This is a genomic window from Vibrio sp. Vf1514, assembly GCF_052076135.1.
Lineage (GTDB): Bacteria > Pseudomonadota > Gammaproteobacteria > Enterobacterales > Vibrionaceae > Vibrio > Vibrio furnissii.
In genome coordinates this window covers 1,768,771-1,784,729 of sequence record NZ_CP197267.1, presented here as the reverse complement: position 1 = coordinate 1,784,729, position 15,959 = coordinate 1,768,771, and the positions used below count along the sequence as shown (strand labels likewise).

Here is a 15,959-nt window from a genome sequence, read left to right as displayed (position 1 = left end):
AACTCGTTGGGGAAAATAAAAGAAATGTTGGTGAGGTATGTACCTTCATTTCGAGCTCTCATACACCCTTTGGGCTGCTGTCTGATATGACGGAATCAGAGCGATGTGAGGAGCCAGAGTGGCGTGAGTTCGAAATGAAGGAGGGTGATTTGAACTGGTAATGATGTGAGGTTTCGGTATTACCAGTTCTCGAGTGCCTAACGGCGTTTAACTATGATTTTTTCTCTGCTTTGGTGTCTTTCCAGTACTGGATGCGAACACGATGCAGCTGAGCACGTCTCATTTTTTTCATAGTAATCTCCTTTATAAGTAACGCTCTTTTTGAGCTTATTGTTTAAGGTTTACTGATTTGCCCCCGTTTCTTTTTTCTGGGAGCGGCTTACATGTTATGGAATATCCATAACGGCTTGAGTGAGTTTATTTTGACTCACCAAATTTTGTTTCGATGACGTTTGTCTTCATTCGGGTTTACGTTACCCATGTCGTATGACAGAAAAATGTCAATCAAGTTCCGTGCCTACTTGTCACCGAATATTCATATTCTTACACCAAAGTGCGTACAAAAAGCAAGAAGTTGTTTCATGGCGGGTAGTTACGCCTAACATGCTTGCTACCGATTGTTAACGTTCACTTCAGTGAAAACGCGTTCTCGCGTCTATATCACCGTTCGCCGCGCAAAAAAGGGCACAGAATTGCCGCTTGCTGTTCACCAATACGGTGCAGTGACACGCGAGGTCACGACGACGAACGTTGACGTGTGATAATCGTTTTCGCGTTTATAGCTCGAACAAATCATCGAATTTACGTTGCTCTAGAATATCCTCGATACGTTTTCGAGTTTGATGTTCCGTGAGCGTTTTTTTATCTTCCGGAAGTATCACTTTATCTTCCGCTTTCTTTTTTTCTTTCTTCGGCATAAGTTAATTTCTGTCTTGTTGAATAAATCGATTCTAGACGGTTAAATTCTAAAGGACAGAAAACTCGCCTAATTTGTGACCTTTGTTCGACAAGTATTTTTCAATTCTGATCGCCAACAAAAATCAACATTCTATTTTTATGTCCGGTCTTTAGAGTTTTTCAGACACGAAAAAGTTCCGCGACAATTGTTTAATTGAAGACTTTCAATTGAATTGAATGCTTTCAAAGTTCCACGAAATATTATTTTATCGAGATGACATTCAGATGAATCAATCACCAGATCGCTTGTTCGCTCTTCGAACCTAAAAAAGGCAAGACGACAAGTGGGCTTTGGAATGTACGATCGAATAAAACGGGGTTAGAACGGAATTATCGTTGGACAGGTAGAGCCGGGGAAGGTGTAAACGTGAATCGCTTTTGGGTAGATAGCGTGGCGACAGGCGCCACGCTACTGGCACTTATAGTGCTACTACGTTTGCCGCTTGAGGGCCTTTTTTGCCCTGTTCAACGTCAAAGCTTACACGCTGGTCTTCAGCCAGAGTTTTGAAACCTTCAGAAACGATAGAAGCGAAGTGTACGAATACATCATTGCCACCGTTGTCTTGAGTGATGAAACCGAAACCTTTAGTTTCGTTGAACCATTTTACAGAACCAGTCATTTTGTTAGACATAGATACCTCTATATATTTTAAATTGTTACAAAGTTTATATGCGCTGATAACAAAAGCTATTAAATGGACTATCTATTGGAGCTGTCGCAGGAGCTATACGAAGGGTATCGAAAGATGACTGAGAGAACTTTAAATGTATCACTAATAGCTCAGTGGTAAGAGCTGAGCGCTACTATACAGGTTAAACGCATAATGAACAGCATTATTTTCAATCGTTAGGTAAATATTTGTTACTCGGATGTAAGGGTGGGCTTTAAAAGCAGATAAAACTCCGATAAAACCAGTGCAATCTCAAGGTTCAACAGATGCAACAGTGAAGCAAAAGGGCGCCAATGCTGTGGCAGCATCATTCTGCGTGCCCTTGTGATTCGAAACAAAAAGCGCCGTCTGGACGGCGCGGATGTTGACATGTTGGGATGATGATACGGTTAGTTAGGGCAGGTACATGCCCAGAGACACCATCATGTCGTCCAGCTCTTCTTGATGCTGAACTGAGGTCTCGAGCAATTCGTGCAGTTCGTGTTCGGGTAAGGACGATCCAAAAATCATAAAGCAGCGCCACTGATTTTCCGGTTTGCTGAGCTGGGCAATGAAGTGCTCAAAACTCAATTCTCCTTCTTCGTACACCAAATAATAGGTGATGAGTGTGGTGAGTCGAGGAAGGCAAGCTTGTTGTGCGAGTGAGGAAGCCGCCAGCAATGTGGTCAAGCGCTCTCTAAGTTCAAGACGAATTTCATTGAGTGAGTAATCGATGATATCAGCCATAGCTCTTCTCCAAGCGAGGGGGTTCTTTGAACGTAGCGCAAATTGACGCGCGCGGATACGTTTAACGGAGACCGGTGATTCATTACTTAATATACACCACATTTTGCAGCGCTTCCTTTGGGCTGAATACAGGCAGAAATGCGTTCTGACGATGCGCCAAGGTTTGCCACTTGACCTGTTACGGTTGGTCTTCAACAGATGACAAGTGGTCCGGACTCGGGCAGTTGTGTGACCAGTTCTGCTCCCATCAAACGCGCTGGCGTATAACTGCCGCCGTCTGGCGCTTGTTGTAATACGAAGTCGACCACCGCAAGTGAGCCAGTGATGGTTAAGCTGTAGCCGTTGGCCGTTTGTATTCGCGCAGTTTTGTGTTCCCCACGGGCATTCGTCGCTTCCCCCCACACATACGTTGGCATGGATGAGCGCGTTTGTTCATTGGGGCCTTGAACCGTTCGTGCGATGTGAGCTTTGATCACATTCTGAACCCAACGCAAGCCAAGGAATGGACGCAGATAGTTGGCGCGTTTGGCATTGGCGATCATGGCGCGCGAGCCGGGAATAAACACGTCAATGTTTTCAATCCCCGTGGTGTGATAAGCGGTTGAAACATCGCCCCAAGGAATGGTCATGGCGGGTTTTTCGCCATCGCCGAAATCTATGGTTCGTACCTCGTAGGCGAGCGGTACGTTGATGATGTGACCGTCACGACGAACTTTCCCTCCTTGTGCCAAGCCTTCGACGGACGTCTTTGCGGTGCCTGGAGAAAAGCTGGATCGAGAGTCAAACCCAAGGCTTAAGTGTGTGGCGTCTGGTAGTGCCGCTTTCAAGGCCGCTGCCACGCAGTCGGTCGGAATGACATCAAACCCGACACCAGGACATAAAATGACGTTGGCCGCTTGGGCGTGTGAATGATGTGATTGCGCCCATTCAAACACGTCAATCTCGCCGGTGATATCCAGATAATGGGTCGAGGCGCTTAAGCATGCAGACATCATTTTATGGGCGGTGGACGAAAATGGCCCCGCACAGTTGAGAACCAATGCACAATCTTGTAGTTGTTCCACAACAAGTGCGTCGTCATCCAAGGCGAATGCTCTTGCTTCCAAGTGAAGTGCTTGTGCCAACCGCTCAGTTTTTTCTGCATCTCGCCCAGCCAAGATGGGCGTTAGGCCACGTTTGACGGCTTCGCGGGCAATGAGCTCTCCGGTATAGCCGTAGGCGCCGTAAATCATCCAGCGCTTAGTGGGTGTTTGGGTGGTCATCGAATCTTCTCCAATCGGCCTTGCTCGCTCCCGTGTGAGTTCGGGGGAGGTTTGGGTTTGATGTTTAGGACGCTTGGCGCTCTTGCGCAATGGTTGCCAATCCTTGTTCAAAACGTGTCACGGTAAATTCGGGGAAGCGGCGCTTAAACTTGTCGGAAATAAACACGTTGTCGACGTGATAGCGAGGCAGCAGCTCAGCCGCGTCGCGCACGGTTGGGTTGAATTTCCCCGCGATCCAGAGCAGCCAAGGCTTGAGGACACGATAGTTTGGTTTGACGCCAAAGGTTTTCGCTGCCAACTGGACGAATTCTTTATACGTCAGGCGTTCATCATCGCAAGGTAGATGCCACGTTTGACCATACGCATCGGGCGTGTTGCCCAGTAGAGCCATCGCTCGGCTGGCATCTGGCGTGTAGATCAGGCTGCGTTTGACATCATCGCGAATAAATAGCTTGGCGGCTTTGCCTGCCAACAGGTTATCGATGACGGTACTGTTGGTGATGCTTTGGGTTTTCCCCGGGCCATAAAACTCCGGCGCGCGACAAATCATGGCGTCAAGTTGGCCTTGCTGCATGGCATCGAGTAAGAGGGTGGTAATCTGCGCCCGCACTTTGCCTTTGGCACCATAAGGTTCAAACGGTGCATCTTCTCGTTGCGGCGCGGCCGTTTGTGGGTACATGTATGTGTTGTCGAAGTAGACCAACTTCGCGCCGTGTTCGATGCACCCATCAATGACGTTGCGCATCAGTACCGGCCATTGTTCCACCCACAACTGTGTATCCATGGGGAGACCAGCGGTGAGATAGACAATTTCAGAGCCCGCTACTGCTTGCGAAGTTTGTGCGCGATCCAGCAGGTCGGCAGCCATCAGTTGGTCTGAATCATTCACTTTTTGTGGGTGGCGGCTGACCAAACGAATCTCGCTGGTAAAGTCGCGTTTCAGGCTCAGTGCTAACTCGCGGCCAATCTGACCGTTGGCGCCTAAGATGGTTTGCATACAGGATGTCCTCAATTACGCTGGGTGTGATGCTTATCCTAAGGTTAAAGTGAAGTTGAAGGTCAAGCGGCAATGTTTAAACGCTCTTGTCACTAAAGCAAGATTAGATAAATTCCGCAGCATAAGAAGCAGTATTTTGCTTGTGAGTGCTTTATAGTCGAGTCATTGCCGACTACGAGAAAGGAGCACGGGATGTCCATCAAACATTGGCTGGTCAGTTTTACCCTGCTAGTGCTGAGCGGCTGCAGTACTCACGTAATTCCTTATACGCCAGAGCCCGGCGCATTGACGGAGTCGCCGGATGTGATCATTGAAGAGGTCATCATGGCGCAGCCAGTCAACCTTCGCCCAGAAACTATCGTCGTGACGGAAGAGTACCTGATGCTGGATGACGGTGTAGTGCGCGAAACGATCACAACATCCCACTCGACGTTTTCCGGCAGTGTGGCCGTTGGGGGCGTTGCGATTCGCGCCAAAGAGAGAAGCTTAAACGTGCATCTCTATTTCAATGCATTGCAGACGCCAATGCTGTATCGCCAAAACGAGTGGTACATCGTGCAGCTCAACAATGATTCAGGGCAAGTGGTGAAGCGCTTTTACGTGCGTGACCAACGCAAAGCCGAAGTGCTGATTGATGCGATTACGATGAAAATTCAGCGGGCGCACGCCCTTGCCGAGCAAGCCGCCGACGAGTCATAAAGACCGGCAATCAAGGCCATGAGACAGGCGCGGGACCTGCTCATGGCGTCATCATGCGGTGTGAGGGGAAGCGCTATTTAAACTCAAGCGATGAAAAGGTACCGAAGAACTTGAACAAGCTTTCCAGCTCTTCGAAGTTATCATCGTTGCGCGACTCACGCTGAATCAAAAACAGCAGCAATTCAACGAACAAAAAGCCAATGGTTCGACTGTGGAAGATCGAATCGACGTCACTCGGCAACACATATTGCGCGTCGCTGTAGATGGCGTACGGGTTGGAATAGGTGTTGGTCACCACCGTGACGTAGGCTTTTTTACTGTGAAAGTATTTGGTGATATCCAGCACCACTGGGTTGAATCGGTAATACGAGAACGCCAGTAACACGTCATTTTCTTTAATACCCAGCAACGCCTTGGGCAGCTCACCTTTATCCAACGGCAGCAACACCACTTCCGAGCGATTGTATTTCAAGAGGGTGGAGAAATGGATGGCCAGCGCTCGCGATGACGCGGGCCCGACCACGTAAATGGTGCGGCGTTTGTCGGCAATCCGTTTGGCGAGCGCTTCCAACTCATCAATTTTCAATTCTGCGGCAAATTGATCGATCAGCAGACTCACGTTACCAATATAGCGCGACGCTTCTTCTTTGGTATCGGTGCCTTGAACCATCGCGCGTGCTTTATTGGCTTCGATAGGGGCGACGAAGGTTTGGGCGATCTGATCTTGCGTCAGGGCGCTTTTAAACGCGGCGTAGCCGGTGTATCCAAGCTTATTGAGATAGCGCCCGATGGTGGCTTTACTCACTTTCGCCTTTTGCGCCAAATCGATAATGCCGTAGTAAGAGAGCTCTTCGAAATGTTCGACAATAAATGAATGAAGTAACGTTTCAGATTCGGTAAACGGTTTGAGCTGTTCTGCCAACCGTTTGTAGGTGGTTAAATCGAGAGGATCTTTCATAAAACTCAGTCACCGCTTGCCTCATGTCGCCGCAGATTAACACAGCGTGTGCTCTGTGTTGTGTTTGCTTACCCGAAAGGTGATCGCCCTAAAACAAATGGTCTTCTGGTGTGGTGGGACACAAGAAGACCATTTGGGCGGCGCTATGGGTTAGACGAAACCATTAACCAGATGACGCCATTGATTAGACGAAACCATCGCTGTCGGTTGCGTTAGTGGTCCGCGTGAAACGCCTGCACCGTTTCCCACGCAACGGTTTGCAACTGCTGAGCGGTTGCTGGGGTCATGTTCGAATCCACTGGCAGCGCGCCGCCGACGGGGGATTGATTATAGAGTGTGGCGAAGAACACACATGCCGCAAGATAAGTGCCTTCCAGAGATGGGTGTTTTCCGTCGCTGTGGTAGAGGTTGATGTCTGGGTGCTGTTTCAAACTGCGCTGAAATGCCAACCCCACCGGCGCCACGTACCCACCGGTCTCTTTGGCGACTTTTTTGTACGCTTTAGACAGCGCTGCGGTTTGCTCCGGACGTGCTTTTTGCGCCCATGTCATGAAGTACACCACTTTAGACCCAGCATCATGCGCGATCTTGGCCATCGATTTGGCTGCCTGTTCGAAGTTGTCTCGTGATGATTTCTTCTTCGAAATGGGTTCCATGGAGTTGCCTTGGAACACCACAACATCCCACGATTTTAAGCCGTTTTGGAACCGCAGGTTGGGTTCATGCCACCCGAGCTGACCACTGGAAATGGTGATGCCGCGGTAGCTGTATCCTTCGGCCTGATTGGGCAGTAATGAACGGGTTAAATCGCGCAAACGGGTATTTAAGTTGTTGTTGTAATGGGTGTAGGAGTTGCCATACATCGCCACCACCTTGTTGTCGCCATCCATTTTTGCGGTGGGTGACGGCGCGATTAATGTATCGGCATGAGCGGCGAGGCTGCCCAGTGCCAGCGAGGCTGCGAGTAGCGACGTTTGAATGAGATGGTTCATGTGTACTCCTTAGAAGTCGTAACGTAGGCCGAGGGTGATTGCATCGTCATCGCTGTCTTCGTTCTTCGCCGCGAGTTCACGTGCGTAGGTGAGCGACAAGTACGTTCCGCGAGATAACGTCCATTGGCCTTCCACGCGCCAATCTTCTTTCTCGTAAATGGCTTCATCTTTTTGATCGAGGAAGCTGTAACCAGCCAGCACTTTGAAGCGTTTCCATTGATAGGACGCGATGGTGTCCATGCCGAAGTATTTGTCTTCGTCACCGCTGTCGAGATCGATTTTGACGTAGTCGGCAGTCACACCGAATGCGAACCCTTTGAGCGACAACTCAACCCCGGCCATGATTTGGTCGTGCTGTTTGCGTTTGGTGTCGGTATTGTCGTCATGGCGCTTAAATTGGCTCACCGCAATAGCGGGTGACAGTTTAAAGCCGTCGCCTTTATAGTTGAGGCGATAACTGGCCATCATGGCGTGGTCGAGGCGATCATTCTCACCATTGCCCATCACATAAGCGGCTTGAATTTCATGCATGCCAAACTCGGCGTTGTATTGCAGCGTGGCATCTTGGCGATTGTATTTATAAGATGTGTCGATAGACGAGACGCCGAAGTTATAAATGCCCGGCGTGTAGTTTTTATATTTGTCGGTCATTTTCATGACTTGATAGAGCGGGTTCTTCGTCCGGCCAAAGATCACCATGCCCCAATCATCGTGTTCGATCCCTAAATAGCTGTATCGCGCTTCCAGATCGTCGCCTTCATCCAAGCGTGAATCGTTCACTTCAGTGCGAATTTGCCACTCAATTTTGCCGACTACGCGGCTGTTGTCGATCGCATCCAGTTCGCGACTCATGTTGAAGCCCAAGCGGCCATTCATGCGCCCCAGCCAGTCGTTTTCACCGGCGAAGCTCGCGTCACCTTTGGCCACCTGACCTTCGAGTCGACCATAAATATCCAGCTTATTGGTTTCATCGTCATAGACGGTTTGTGCCTGAACAAACGAAGCGATGCAGAGGGTAGGTAGCAGAGTCAATAGATGTTTATTTTTTATCATTATGCGTATTCCATGCTTGTTATAAGAAACAAATGCATCGTAATAACGCGCGTCATGAATGAATAAGGGAATTAAATCTTCCCTAACGAAATATTGATGAAGGTCGAAAATTGAATTGGATTTGATGGGTTAATTTATTGCAGGCGGCATTTTTAAATGAGTGTTGAGAATAAATACCAATATGAATGAGAAATAGAAGTTTAATAATGTGACCCACATAAATATTTGGCGGCGAACAGCCCCTGTTTTTCGCTGCGATGAGAAATGTCATTTCCCGCCATGAGTACGGGTTGGGTTCGAATTGAGTAGTTTTTATGTTGTTTGTTTTTCAATGGATTGCAGAGGTTTTTAAACGGTGGGACTGGGAAAGAACGATTCCCATTGCCCCTGTTTTTCGAGCCTCAATGCCTGATGGAGCACTGATTTTTTCCTTTGGTGTGTGATCGATGTCGCTATCGTATGTGATACATGAACCTCTTGATTCAAAATAAACGCAGGATTTTGGGTAAATAAAAAAGTGATGGGCTCGTGAGGCGATGATATACCCATCGCTTCACACTTTTTTTAGAGAATAATTAATTCCCATATTGTCTAGGCCATGGGCGGAACAAGATGTAAGCGACGTAATACTATAAAAAAGGTGAAACTTATGGTCGCTCTGCTCGCTCTGCCAATTGTATTTGGGGCAGGTTTTCTAATCGTAAAAAAATACAATACACAAGCCATCTTGTTTGGTTCGGGTATCTTGATGATGCTGGTCGGCGTTCTTGCTGGTGGCGCTGAATTTTTGCCGAAAGGCGTCAGCACATCCGGTGCCACGGTCGTCGATTTCTTCCTTGTGATTAAAAGCATCTCATCGTCAACGTTGGCGAAATTGGGGTTGATCATCATGGCCGTGGGTGGCTTCTCCAAATACATGGGGCATATCGGTGCGGCAAACGCACTGGTTAAAGTCGCTACCAAACCGCTGTCGGCGATTCACAACCCTTACATCATTCTCGCGTTAGCCTACATTCTCGGCCAGTTCTTGAACGTGTTTATCCCCAGCGCGGTCGGTTTGGCGATGCTCCTTTTGGTCGCGCTTTATCCCGTGTTGGTTGGCATTGGTTGCACGCCTGCATCGGTTGCGGCGGTGCTTGCGACCACGGCATGCCTCGATTTAGGCCCCGCATCTGGTGCATCGAACAAAGCGGCGGAAGTGATTGGCATTGATGCGGCCTCGTACTTTGTGGAGCACCAACTGTTCGTTGGGATTTGTTCGGCGCTGGTGATTGCACTGCTGCATTTTGTTTGTCAGAAATGGTTTGATAAGCGTGATGAAGTCAATGGTGTTTCTTATGAACTTCAAGCTAAAGAAGACACCTCGCGCGACGCACCATTGTGGTTTGCTATTTTGCCTGTACTGCCGTTGGTGCTGCTGCTGACCTTTAGTAAATTTGCCATCACATCGATCAAAATCGACGTGGTGACCGCGATGTTCTTCAGCCTCGCGGTGGCCATGTTGTGTGATTACCTGTATTCGAGAAATGCCAAGTCGGTGGCGGCGTCACTCAAAGTCTATTTGCAGGGAATGGGCGATGTGTTTGCCAGTGTGGTGTCGCTGATCATTGCGGCGCAAACCTTTGTAGTGGGCTTGGGCGCGATTGGCTTTATCTCCGGCATGCTCGGCGTGGCTGACCATTTGGGCTTTGGTTACACCATGATGGTGGTGATGCTGGTGGCGATTATTGGTGTGACCGCGCTGATGTCGGGTTCGGGCAACGCTGCGTTCTTTAGCTTCTCCAACCTCGCGCCAGACGTCGCGGCCAACGTTGGTGTTGCCACTGCGGCGATTGCGATGCCGATGCAGCTTTCTGCAGGGATTTTCCGCTCATTCTCTCCAGTGGCCGGGGTGGTGATCGCGTGTGCAGGCGTGGCCGGTATTCCGCCGATTGAGTTGGTGAAACGCACCACCATTCCTATGTTGGGCGGCTTAGCCACAGTACTTCTCATCACATTCATCGGCGCGTAGGACAGTTGATATGCAAGGTTCAAATACTTCCGTTTTCGACTCCATGCTTTATTCACCGCTGTTTACGCAGGCAGAAATGAAGCAGGTGTGGTCTGATGAAAACTTAATTCGCACGTGGTTAACGTTTGAAGTTGCGATTGCCAACGTACAGGCGGAACTGGGGATCATTCCCCGCTCTGCGGTGGCGGCCATTGAACAGGTGTGCCAAGTGGAGAACATCGATTGGCCCCGTTTGGCGCAAGAGACACAAATCGTCGGCATGGCGATCAAACCGCTGGTGGAACAATTGGCCGATCGGGGCGATGATGCGGTGAAGAAATATCTCCATTGGGGATGCACCACGCAGGATCTGCTTGATACCAGCTTGGCGATGCGCATTAAGCAGACACTCGATATTGTGCGCGGCCAGTTGATTTCGCTGGGCGACCAATTGGCGCAGATGGCGTTGGATCACAAGCACACCGTGATGGTCGCTCGCACCAATGCGATGGATGCCTTGCCCACCACGTGGGGGCTGCACGTCAGCGGTTACCTGCAAGAAATCACGCGTCATGTGGCGCGTTTGGATGCGCTGTATCCGCGTGTGACCGTCGGCATGTATGGCGGCGCGGTGGGGAATTTGTCGTCGATTGGTGAACAAGGGTTAGTGGTTCGTGAGCGTCTGTTTCATCGGCTCGCACTGCAAGAGCCGAAAGGGTTCAACAACGCCAGTTTGGATCACATTGCCGAGTTGATTCAGTTTTTCGCCCTCATTCATGGCACGTTATGCCGCATCGCCAACGATACCGAAACCATGGGGCGCGCTTCGTTGGGTGAAGTGCGTGAAGGCGAAGCGGGCGGTGGCTCTAGCACCATGCCGCACAAAGCCAACCCGCGGGCGGCGAACATGATTCAAACGCTGTCACGCATGGGGTGGATGTATGCCAGCGGCGCGCCAAACTTGATGGACCAGCACGATGTGCGTTCTGCTTCGATGCGCGTGTTGAACTGGAGCTTGGTGCCTGAAGCGTCGTTGGCAGTGGCCACGTCCCTTGAACGTGCCGAACGCCTGATCGCCAACCTCATTGTTGATGCGCCCAAGATGCGAGCGAATTTTTCTGCATCGCGCAGTTTCATTATGTCGGAGGCGGTGATGATGAAAGCGGCAGAAAAAGTGGGGCGCGGAGAAGGCTATGCCAAAGTGAAAGCGGCGCTTGCCAATGCCCCGGCATCAGGCGACTTAGTGGCCGTATTAAAACAAGACCAAGGCGTGGCGGCGATTTTGTCGGCGCAGGAGATTGAGGACGCGTGCGAACCTAAGCATTATTTGGGATGCAACGACGCACTCATCGACGAAGCGATCGCGCTGTATCGCGAGGAGGTCACGCATGGCTAAGAAGATGTTCATTCGCCAAGCGGGCAACACGTTGTTGAATACGCCGCTGCTGAACAAGGGCAGCGCGTTCACTCTGGAAGAGCGCAAAAGCTTTAATTTGATGGGGTTGTTGCCAGCCAATATTGAATCCATCGACGATCAGGCTAGTCGTGCGTACGACCAGTTTTCGGTATTTGCGTCGCCCATGGATCAACACATTTATCTGCGCAACATTCAAGACACCAACGAAACGCTCTACTACCGGCTGCTCAATCAGCACATTGAAGAGATGATGCCAATCATTTACACGCCGACGGTGGGGGATGCGTGTCAGAAATTCTCGCAGATCTATCGTCGCAATCGCGGTTTGTTTTTGAGTCTCGCCGATCGCGATAATTTGGACGAGCTGCTCAACAACGCGCCTAACACCGAGGTGAAGGTGATCGTGGTTACTGACGGCGAACGCATTCTCGGTTTAGGCGATCAGGGCATTGGCGGGATGGGCATTCCCATTGGTAAGTTGGCGTTGTATACCGCGTGTGGCGGGATCAACCCAGAGCACACTTTGCCGATTGTCTTGGATGTTGGCACCAACAACTCAGCGCTGCTGTCTGATCCGATGTACATGGGGTGGCGTCATCCACGCGTGACGGGTGAGCTGTATGATGAGTTTGTCGACGATTGTCTGAACGCCATTCGCCAACGTTGGCCGGATGCACTGATCCAGTTTGAAGATTTTGCGCAAACCAATGCGATGCCACTGCTGAACCGTTATCACGATCAGTGCTGCTGTTTTAACGATGACATTCAAGGTACGGCGTCGGTGACGGTGGGCACCTTGTTGTCGGCGGCGCATGTGACGGGGACGTCACTCTCCAAGCAGCGTATCGTGTTTGCTGGTGCGGGCTCTGCGGGGTGCGGGATTGCCGAAGCGGTGATCGCACAAATGGTGTCGGAAGGGTTGCCTGAAGCGCAGGCGCGCAGCCAGATTTATATGGTGGATCGCTGGGGACTGCTGGAGCAAAGTATGACCAGCTTACTGCCGTTTCAGAAAAATTTGGCGCAGCCATCTTCGTTGAGAGCGCAGTGGCAGCTGGATGACCACCAAGCGATCAGCTTACTGGACGTGGTGCAGCAAGCGAAACCGGATGTGCTGATTGGCGTGACGGGCGTGCCCGGTTTGTTTAGCCAAACGGTGATTGAAGCCATGGCACAGGGGTGTGAGCGTCCGGTGGTGATGCCGCTGTCTAATCCCACCAGCCGGGTGGAAGCCACACCCGCCGATATTGTCACTTGGACACAAGGCAAGGCGATCATAGCCACCGGCAGTCCGTTTGATGATGTGGTTTATGACGGCCAGCGCTATCCGATTGTGCAGTGTAATAACAGCTACATCTTTCCCGGTGTGGGGCTTGGGGTCATCAGCGCCAACGCCAATCGCGTCACCAATGAGATGCTTCAACAAGCCAGCATCGCGCTGGCGTCGATGTCGCCGATGCGCTCGGGGGGAGACCGATTGCTGCCACCATTGAGCGACATTCAGGCGGTGTCGCGCCACATTGCATTGGCGGTCGCGAAACAAGCGGTGGCGCAGGGCAAAGCACCCGACAGAACGGAAGAGCGATTGTTGGAACGTATTGATGAGGCGTTTTGGCAGGCACAATACAGTGAGTACCGCCGCGTAGCGTCGTAACCGAGTTTGATATGTGGGGTATGTCCTGACATTTGTTAGATGCCCTGAAATTTTGTACATGCTCTGAAACAGGCCGCTCCGTGGTTCACTGAGCGGCCTGATTACATGCCTTCGTTGACGCTTACAGCGAACGATTAATGTGTAAAGAATGCGGCGTGATAAGTTACCTCACCACTGGGTATGGCGTCTGCCAGCGACAGCGCCATAAAGTATTCCGCAGGCACGCCAGGGTAGGTCAGGTTGGGCTGAGATTGAAAACCAAAGCGTTGGTAGTACTGCGGTTCGCCAAGCAATACGACACCCTGAGCGCCTTGGGCTTTCAACACGGACAGTGATTCACGAATCAGCGCGCCACCGATGCCTTCCCCTTGTCGCTCTGGCACCACCGAGACCGGGCCTAATCCGTACCAATCACATGCGGCACCATCAATGTGAATCGGAGAGAACGCGATGTGCCCAATGATGCCAGTGTCGTCTTCGCAGATAAGCGACAGCGACAGCGCGCCTGCCTCACGCAGTGTCGCGACGATGCGATGTTCCGTCGGTTTCGCGCCCGGTTCGTGGTGCGGGTGGTTTTCAAATGCGCGATAAGTGACCTGTTCAATCGAGGTGATGTCAGCAGGTGTTTCTGGTCTGATGTTCATGATTAACCTTTATTTTTTAATACCCAAATGTGGTAGCCATATTGGCCTAAATAGTGTTGGTGAATGTGCAGCTCTTGGCGTAAATCGTTGAGCGCTTGAGAGGTCAACGTTGCCTCGCTGAGTTGCGCCAGTTTTGCGTTGAGCGGCTCCAAGTAGTTGCGCCATGCCTGCGCGCTTTGAGGAAAGCTTTCCACCACCTCGTAACCCGCCGCTTTTGCCTCTTCAAGCCGCTGGTTCTCGGTGACCATCCCCGGATAATTAACCTGCCAAAACTGCTCGGCTTGGGCATCAGGCGTGTGGGTCAGCCACACTAAATCACTGAGAACCAAGTAGCCTTCAGGTTTTAGAAAGCGTTTCCAAGCTTTCAGAGCATGCGGAACCCCCATGATGTACGCACTGCCTTCTGCCCAAAGCACATCAAATTGTGCCGAAGCAAAGGGCATGTCGGTCATGCTGGCGCAGCAAGTTTCGATTCGATGGCCCCATGGATGGCCTGCCACGGTTTCTTTCAAACAACTGAGGCTGTACTCATCGTTATCCAGTGCCGTAATGTCGAAAGCGGTGTGCTGTGCCAGTAAGCGCGTTGTGGGCCCTTTACCGCAGCCAATCTCCAATAAGTTACCGTCATGACGGGGCAGTGCTTGCAAAGCGCGTAAACTGTCAGCGTCATCGCCGGGGCCCAGTCTGTCGAGGCCTTGGAAAATCGAGTCAAAATCAATCATGTACTGTTCGTGTTCATTCATGTCTTTGGACAACCATTTCAATCTCAAGGCATTTTTTTCGCTAAATCCTTGTTTCATGAGCCACTCTAAATGCGCCGCTGGCGCACTTTGTTCAACGCTTTGATGCCATGGCCGCATTGAACTCTTGCCAAGTAAGGCGGCGAGAAGATCTCTTGCGGACTGCTTTTCGGTGATCGCCGCATCGAGGATCGCAAGCCTTGCTTCTAGCGTTGGTTTATCGATGTTGCCTTCTAAACATGCTTGACACTCTTTGAGCGAAAGCCCACCGGCCTGCAACTGCTGCAACAGTTTGATGCGTTGTCGATCGTGCTCCGAATAGATTCGGTAACCATTGCTTTGTCGCCGGCCAGTAATTAATCCCAGTTTCTCGTAATAGAGTAACGTGGAACGGCTCAAGCCGACGTGCTGCGCTAACTCTGAAATTTGATACATGAACTTGGGATCCTCTGCGTTGATGAAGTGAACGATAAACTATGAAGCTTTAGACAGGTCAACCTACTTTTCAACAAAAAGTGAAAAGAAAATGAGCGCGTCACGTGTCGAATACACGCTGTTCTTACTCATACCGACGTTCCGGTGAATGTGATTCGCGATAAGGTGGGGTATACAAACCAAGCCAATTTCAATCGCCAGTTTAAAGCGTATAAACGCGTCAGCCCCAGTGAATACCGGTCGGCCATGAAGCGCTATCGTTAGAGAAAAAAGAAAGGGTAGTGAGAAAAGCGATGGGATTGGTGAGGTGGGCCGTGCCTATTTTGAGAGTCCAGAAACGGTGAAAGCCCGATGTTGGTAGCATCGGGCTTTCGAATTTCTAGATTCTCGGATGGTAAGGCCGGTCGTCTTATATATGCAAAAGGTTGGATTTAATCCAACTAATTCCTTGGTAGGGAATTAGATACGGATGAAGTCCATGTGCTCAACTTTTGGCTTGAACGCGTGACGTTGAACGTCTTGTGGCTTAACCTTAACTTCAGCGCCATCGATCACAAGAACGATTGCTTCGTAGAATTCAGGTTTGTCCATCTGGTTCACGATGTCATCGTGGTTCAGAGTGATTGATACTGGCGCAGCTTCACCACCGTAAACGATAGCAGGGAAGTTGCCAGTGTTACGTAGGCGGCGGCTCGCACCTTTACCTAGCTCAGTACGTACTACTGCTTCAAATTTCATAGTATTTACTCTCAAATTAGTAAATTAGT

Annotated in this window: 15 protein-coding genes and 1 pseudogene; 5 read left to right on the top strand and 11 right to left on the bottom strand. The window is 50.4% G+C overall.

The genetic code is table 11. From position 1 onward, the window contains the following. Positions 1 to 776 precede the first annotated feature (776 nt). The 5 genes from ACS18Q_RS08230 to ACS18Q_RS08210 form a co-directional block, all read right to left on the bottom strand. A complete protein-coding gene (locus ACS18Q_RS08230; protein WP_004725570.1) occupies positions 777 to 917 on the bottom strand; it encodes a hypothetical protein in 141 nt (46 codons plus the stop codon). A gap of 459 nt (positions 918 to 1,376) precedes the next feature. Beyond that, positions 1,377 to 1,589 (bottom strand): transcription antiterminator/RNA stability regulator CspE, encoded by a 213-nt coding sequence (gene cspE / locus ACS18Q_RS08225; RefSeq protein ID WP_441256903.1) that lies wholly within the window; start codon positions 1,587 to 1,589, stop codon positions 1,377 to 1,379. A gap of 432 nt (positions 1,590 to 2,021) precedes the next feature. Continuing rightward, complete coding sequence (locus ACS18Q_RS08220; protein ID WP_125894547.1) at positions 2,022 to 2,354, bottom strand: hypothetical protein; 333 nt, start codon at positions 2,352 to 2,354, stop codon at positions 2,022 to 2,024. A 191-nt stretch (positions 2,355 to 2,545) separates the two neighbouring features. Next, the gene (locus ACS18Q_RS08215) at positions 2,546 to 3,616 is read right to left on the bottom strand and encodes a saccharopine dehydrogenase family protein (protein ID WP_441256902.1); all 1,071 of its coding nucleotides are present in this window, start codon (positions 3,614 to 3,616) and stop codon (positions 2,546 to 2,548) included. Between the two features lie 64 nt (positions 3,617 to 3,680). Further along, positions 3,681 to 4,613 carry an NAD-dependent epimerase/dehydratase family protein gene (locus ACS18Q_RS08210; protein ID WP_441256901.1) on the bottom strand — a complete coding sequence of 311 codons (933 nt, stop codon included), beginning with the start codon at positions 4,611 to 4,613 and terminating at the stop codon, positions 3,681 to 3,683. A 192-nt stretch (positions 4,614 to 4,805) separates the two neighbouring features. Between ACS18Q_RS08210 and ACS18Q_RS08205 the strand changes: the two genes are divergently transcribed. Beyond that, complete coding sequence (locus tag ACS18Q_RS08205; protein ID WP_014204953.1) at positions 4,806 to 5,312, top strand: hypothetical protein; 507 nt, start codon at positions 4,806 to 4,808, stop codon at positions 5,310 to 5,312. 73 nt (positions 5,313 to 5,385) lie between these two features. Here the strand turns inward: ACS18Q_RS08205 and ACS18Q_RS08200 are convergent, their stop codons facing one another. From ACS18Q_RS08200 to ACS18Q_RS08190, 3 genes are all read right to left on the bottom strand, one after another. After that, positions 5,386 to 6,270 carry a MurR/RpiR family transcriptional regulator gene (locus ACS18Q_RS08200; RefSeq protein ID WP_014204954.1) on the bottom strand — a complete coding sequence of 295 codons (885 nt, stop codon included), beginning with the start codon at positions 6,268 to 6,270 and terminating at the stop codon, positions 5,386 to 5,388. 212 nt (positions 6,271 to 6,482) lie between these two features. Beyond that, positions 6,483 to 7,262, bottom strand: coding sequence for a DUF4886 domain-containing protein (locus tag ACS18Q_RS08195; protein WP_158107431.1), 780 nt, complete (start codon positions 7,260 to 7,262; stop codon positions 6,483 to 6,485). A gap of 9 nt (positions 7,263 to 7,271) precedes the next feature. Next, positions 7,272 to 8,315: a porin gene (locus ACS18Q_RS08190; RefSeq protein ID WP_208549905.1), complete on the bottom strand. Its 1,044-nt coding sequence runs from the start codon at positions 8,313 to 8,315 to the stop codon at positions 7,272 to 7,274. A gap of 649 nt (positions 8,316 to 8,964) precedes the next feature. On the opposite strand from ACS18Q_RS08190, the gene dcuC reads away from it, so the two are divergent. Genes dcuC through ACS18Q_RS08175 form a run of 3 tightly spaced genes read left to right on the top strand, consistent with a single transcriptional unit; the run spans position 8,965 to position 13,373 of the window. Beyond that, positions 8,965 to 10,326 carry a C4-dicarboxylate transporter DcuC gene (dcuC, locus tag ACS18Q_RS08185; protein ID WP_441256900.1) on the top strand — a complete coding sequence of 454 codons (1,362 nt, stop codon included), beginning with the start codon at positions 8,965 to 8,967 and terminating at the stop codon, positions 10,324 to 10,326. Between the two features lie 10 nt (positions 10,327 to 10,336). Further along, the gene (locus tag ACS18Q_RS08180; RefSeq protein WP_208549903.1) at positions 10,337 to 11,701 is read left to right on the top strand and encodes a class-II fumarase/aspartase family protein; all 1,365 of its coding nucleotides are present in this window, start codon (positions 10,337 to 10,339) and stop codon (positions 11,699 to 11,701) included. Further along, positions 11,694 to 13,373 (top strand): NAD-dependent malic enzyme, encoded by a 1,680-nt coding sequence (locus ACS18Q_RS08175; RefSeq protein ID WP_206980291.1) that lies wholly within the window; start codon positions 11,694 to 11,696, stop codon positions 13,371 to 13,373. The genes ACS18Q_RS08180 and ACS18Q_RS08175 overlap by 8 nt, the downstream gene beginning before the upstream one ends. Before the next feature lie 134 nt (positions 13,374 to 13,507). On the opposite strand, the gene ACS18Q_RS08170 is transcribed toward ACS18Q_RS08175, so the two are convergent. Next, positions 13,508 to 14,017 (bottom strand): GNAT family N-acetyltransferase, encoded by a 510-nt coding sequence (locus ACS18Q_RS08170; RefSeq protein WP_014204960.1) that lies wholly within the window; start codon positions 14,015 to 14,017, stop codon positions 13,508 to 13,510. Between the two features lie 2 nt (positions 14,018 to 14,019). Next, entirely contained in the window at positions 14,020 to 15,192 is a 1,173-nt protein-coding gene (locus ACS18Q_RS08165; protein WP_206980290.1) for a MerR family transcriptional regulator, read from the bottom strand. Positions 15,193 to 15,300: 108 nt separating this feature from the next. Here ACS18Q_RS08165 and ACS18Q_RS08160 point away from each other — a divergent pair. After that, positions 15,301 to 15,456: pseudogene (locus ACS18Q_RS08160) on the top strand (helix-turn-helix domain-containing protein); the annotation flags it as partial. A 195-nt stretch (positions 15,457 to 15,651) separates the two neighbouring features. On the opposite strand, the gene rplY reads toward ACS18Q_RS08160, so the two are convergent. Then, entirely contained in the window at positions 15,652 to 15,930 is a 279-nt protein-coding gene (gene rplY / locus ACS18Q_RS08155; RefSeq protein WP_004725590.1) for a 50S ribosomal protein L25, read from the bottom strand. Positions 15,931 to 15,959 lie beyond the last annotated feature (29 nt).

Bases quoted from the DNA above. Each gene is read 5' to 3' on its own strand.
- ACS18Q_RS08210 (WP_441256901.1), bottom strand. From the start codon at position 4,613: ATGCAAACCATCTTAGGCGCCAACGGTCAGATTGGCCGCGAGTTAGCA.
- cspE (WP_441256903.1), bottom strand. From the start codon at position 1,589: ATGTCTAACAAAATGACTGGTTCTGTAAAATGGTTCAACGAAACTAAA.
- dcuC (WP_441256900.1), top strand. From the start codon at position 8,965: ATGGTCGCTCTGCTCGCTCTGCCAATTGTATTTGGGGCAGGTTTTCTA.
- ACS18Q_RS08170 (WP_014204960.1), bottom strand. From the start codon at position 14,017: ATGAACATCAGACCAGAAACACCTGCTGACATCACCTCGATTGAACAG.
- ACS18Q_RS08205 (WP_014204953.1), top strand. From the start codon at position 4,806: ATGTCCATCAAACATTGGCTGGTCAGTTTTACCCTGCTAGTGCTGAGC.
- ACS18Q_RS08195 (WP_158107431.1), bottom strand. From the start codon at position 7,262: ATGAACCATCTCATTCAAACGTCGCTACTCGCAGCCTCGCTGGCACTG.
- ACS18Q_RS08180 (WP_208549903.1), top strand. From the start codon at position 10,337: ATGCAAGGTTCAAATACTTCCGTTTTCGACTCCATGCTTTATTCACCG.
- ACS18Q_RS08190 (WP_208549905.1), bottom strand. From the start codon at position 8,315: ATGATAAAAAATAAACATCTATTGACTCTGCTACCTACCCTCTGCATC.
- ACS18Q_RS08230 (WP_004725570.1), bottom strand. From the start codon at position 917: ATGCCGAAGAAAGAAAAAAAGAAAGCGGAAGATAAAGTGATACTTCCG.
- ACS18Q_RS08200 (WP_014204954.1), bottom strand. From the start codon at position 6,270: ATGAAAGATCCTCTCGATTTAACCACCTACAAACGGTTGGCAGAACAG.
- ACS18Q_RS08215 (WP_441256902.1), bottom strand. From the start codon at position 3,616: ATGACCACCCAAACACCCACTAAGCGCTGGATGATTTACGGCGCCTAC.
- ACS18Q_RS08220 (WP_125894547.1), bottom strand. From the start codon at position 2,354: ATGGCTGATATCATCGATTACTCACTCAATGAAATTCGTCTTGAACTT.
- ACS18Q_RS08165 (WP_206980290.1), bottom strand. From the start codon at position 15,192: ATGTATCAAATTTCAGAGTTAGCGCAGCACGTCGGCTTGAGCCGTTCC.
- rplY (WP_004725590.1), bottom strand. From the start codon at position 15,930: ATGAAATTTGAAGCAGTAGTACGTACTGAGCTAGGTAAAGGTGCGAGC.
- ACS18Q_RS08175 (WP_206980291.1), top strand. From the start codon at position 11,694: ATGGCTAAGAAGATGTTCATTCGCCAAGCGGGCAACACGTTGTTGAAT.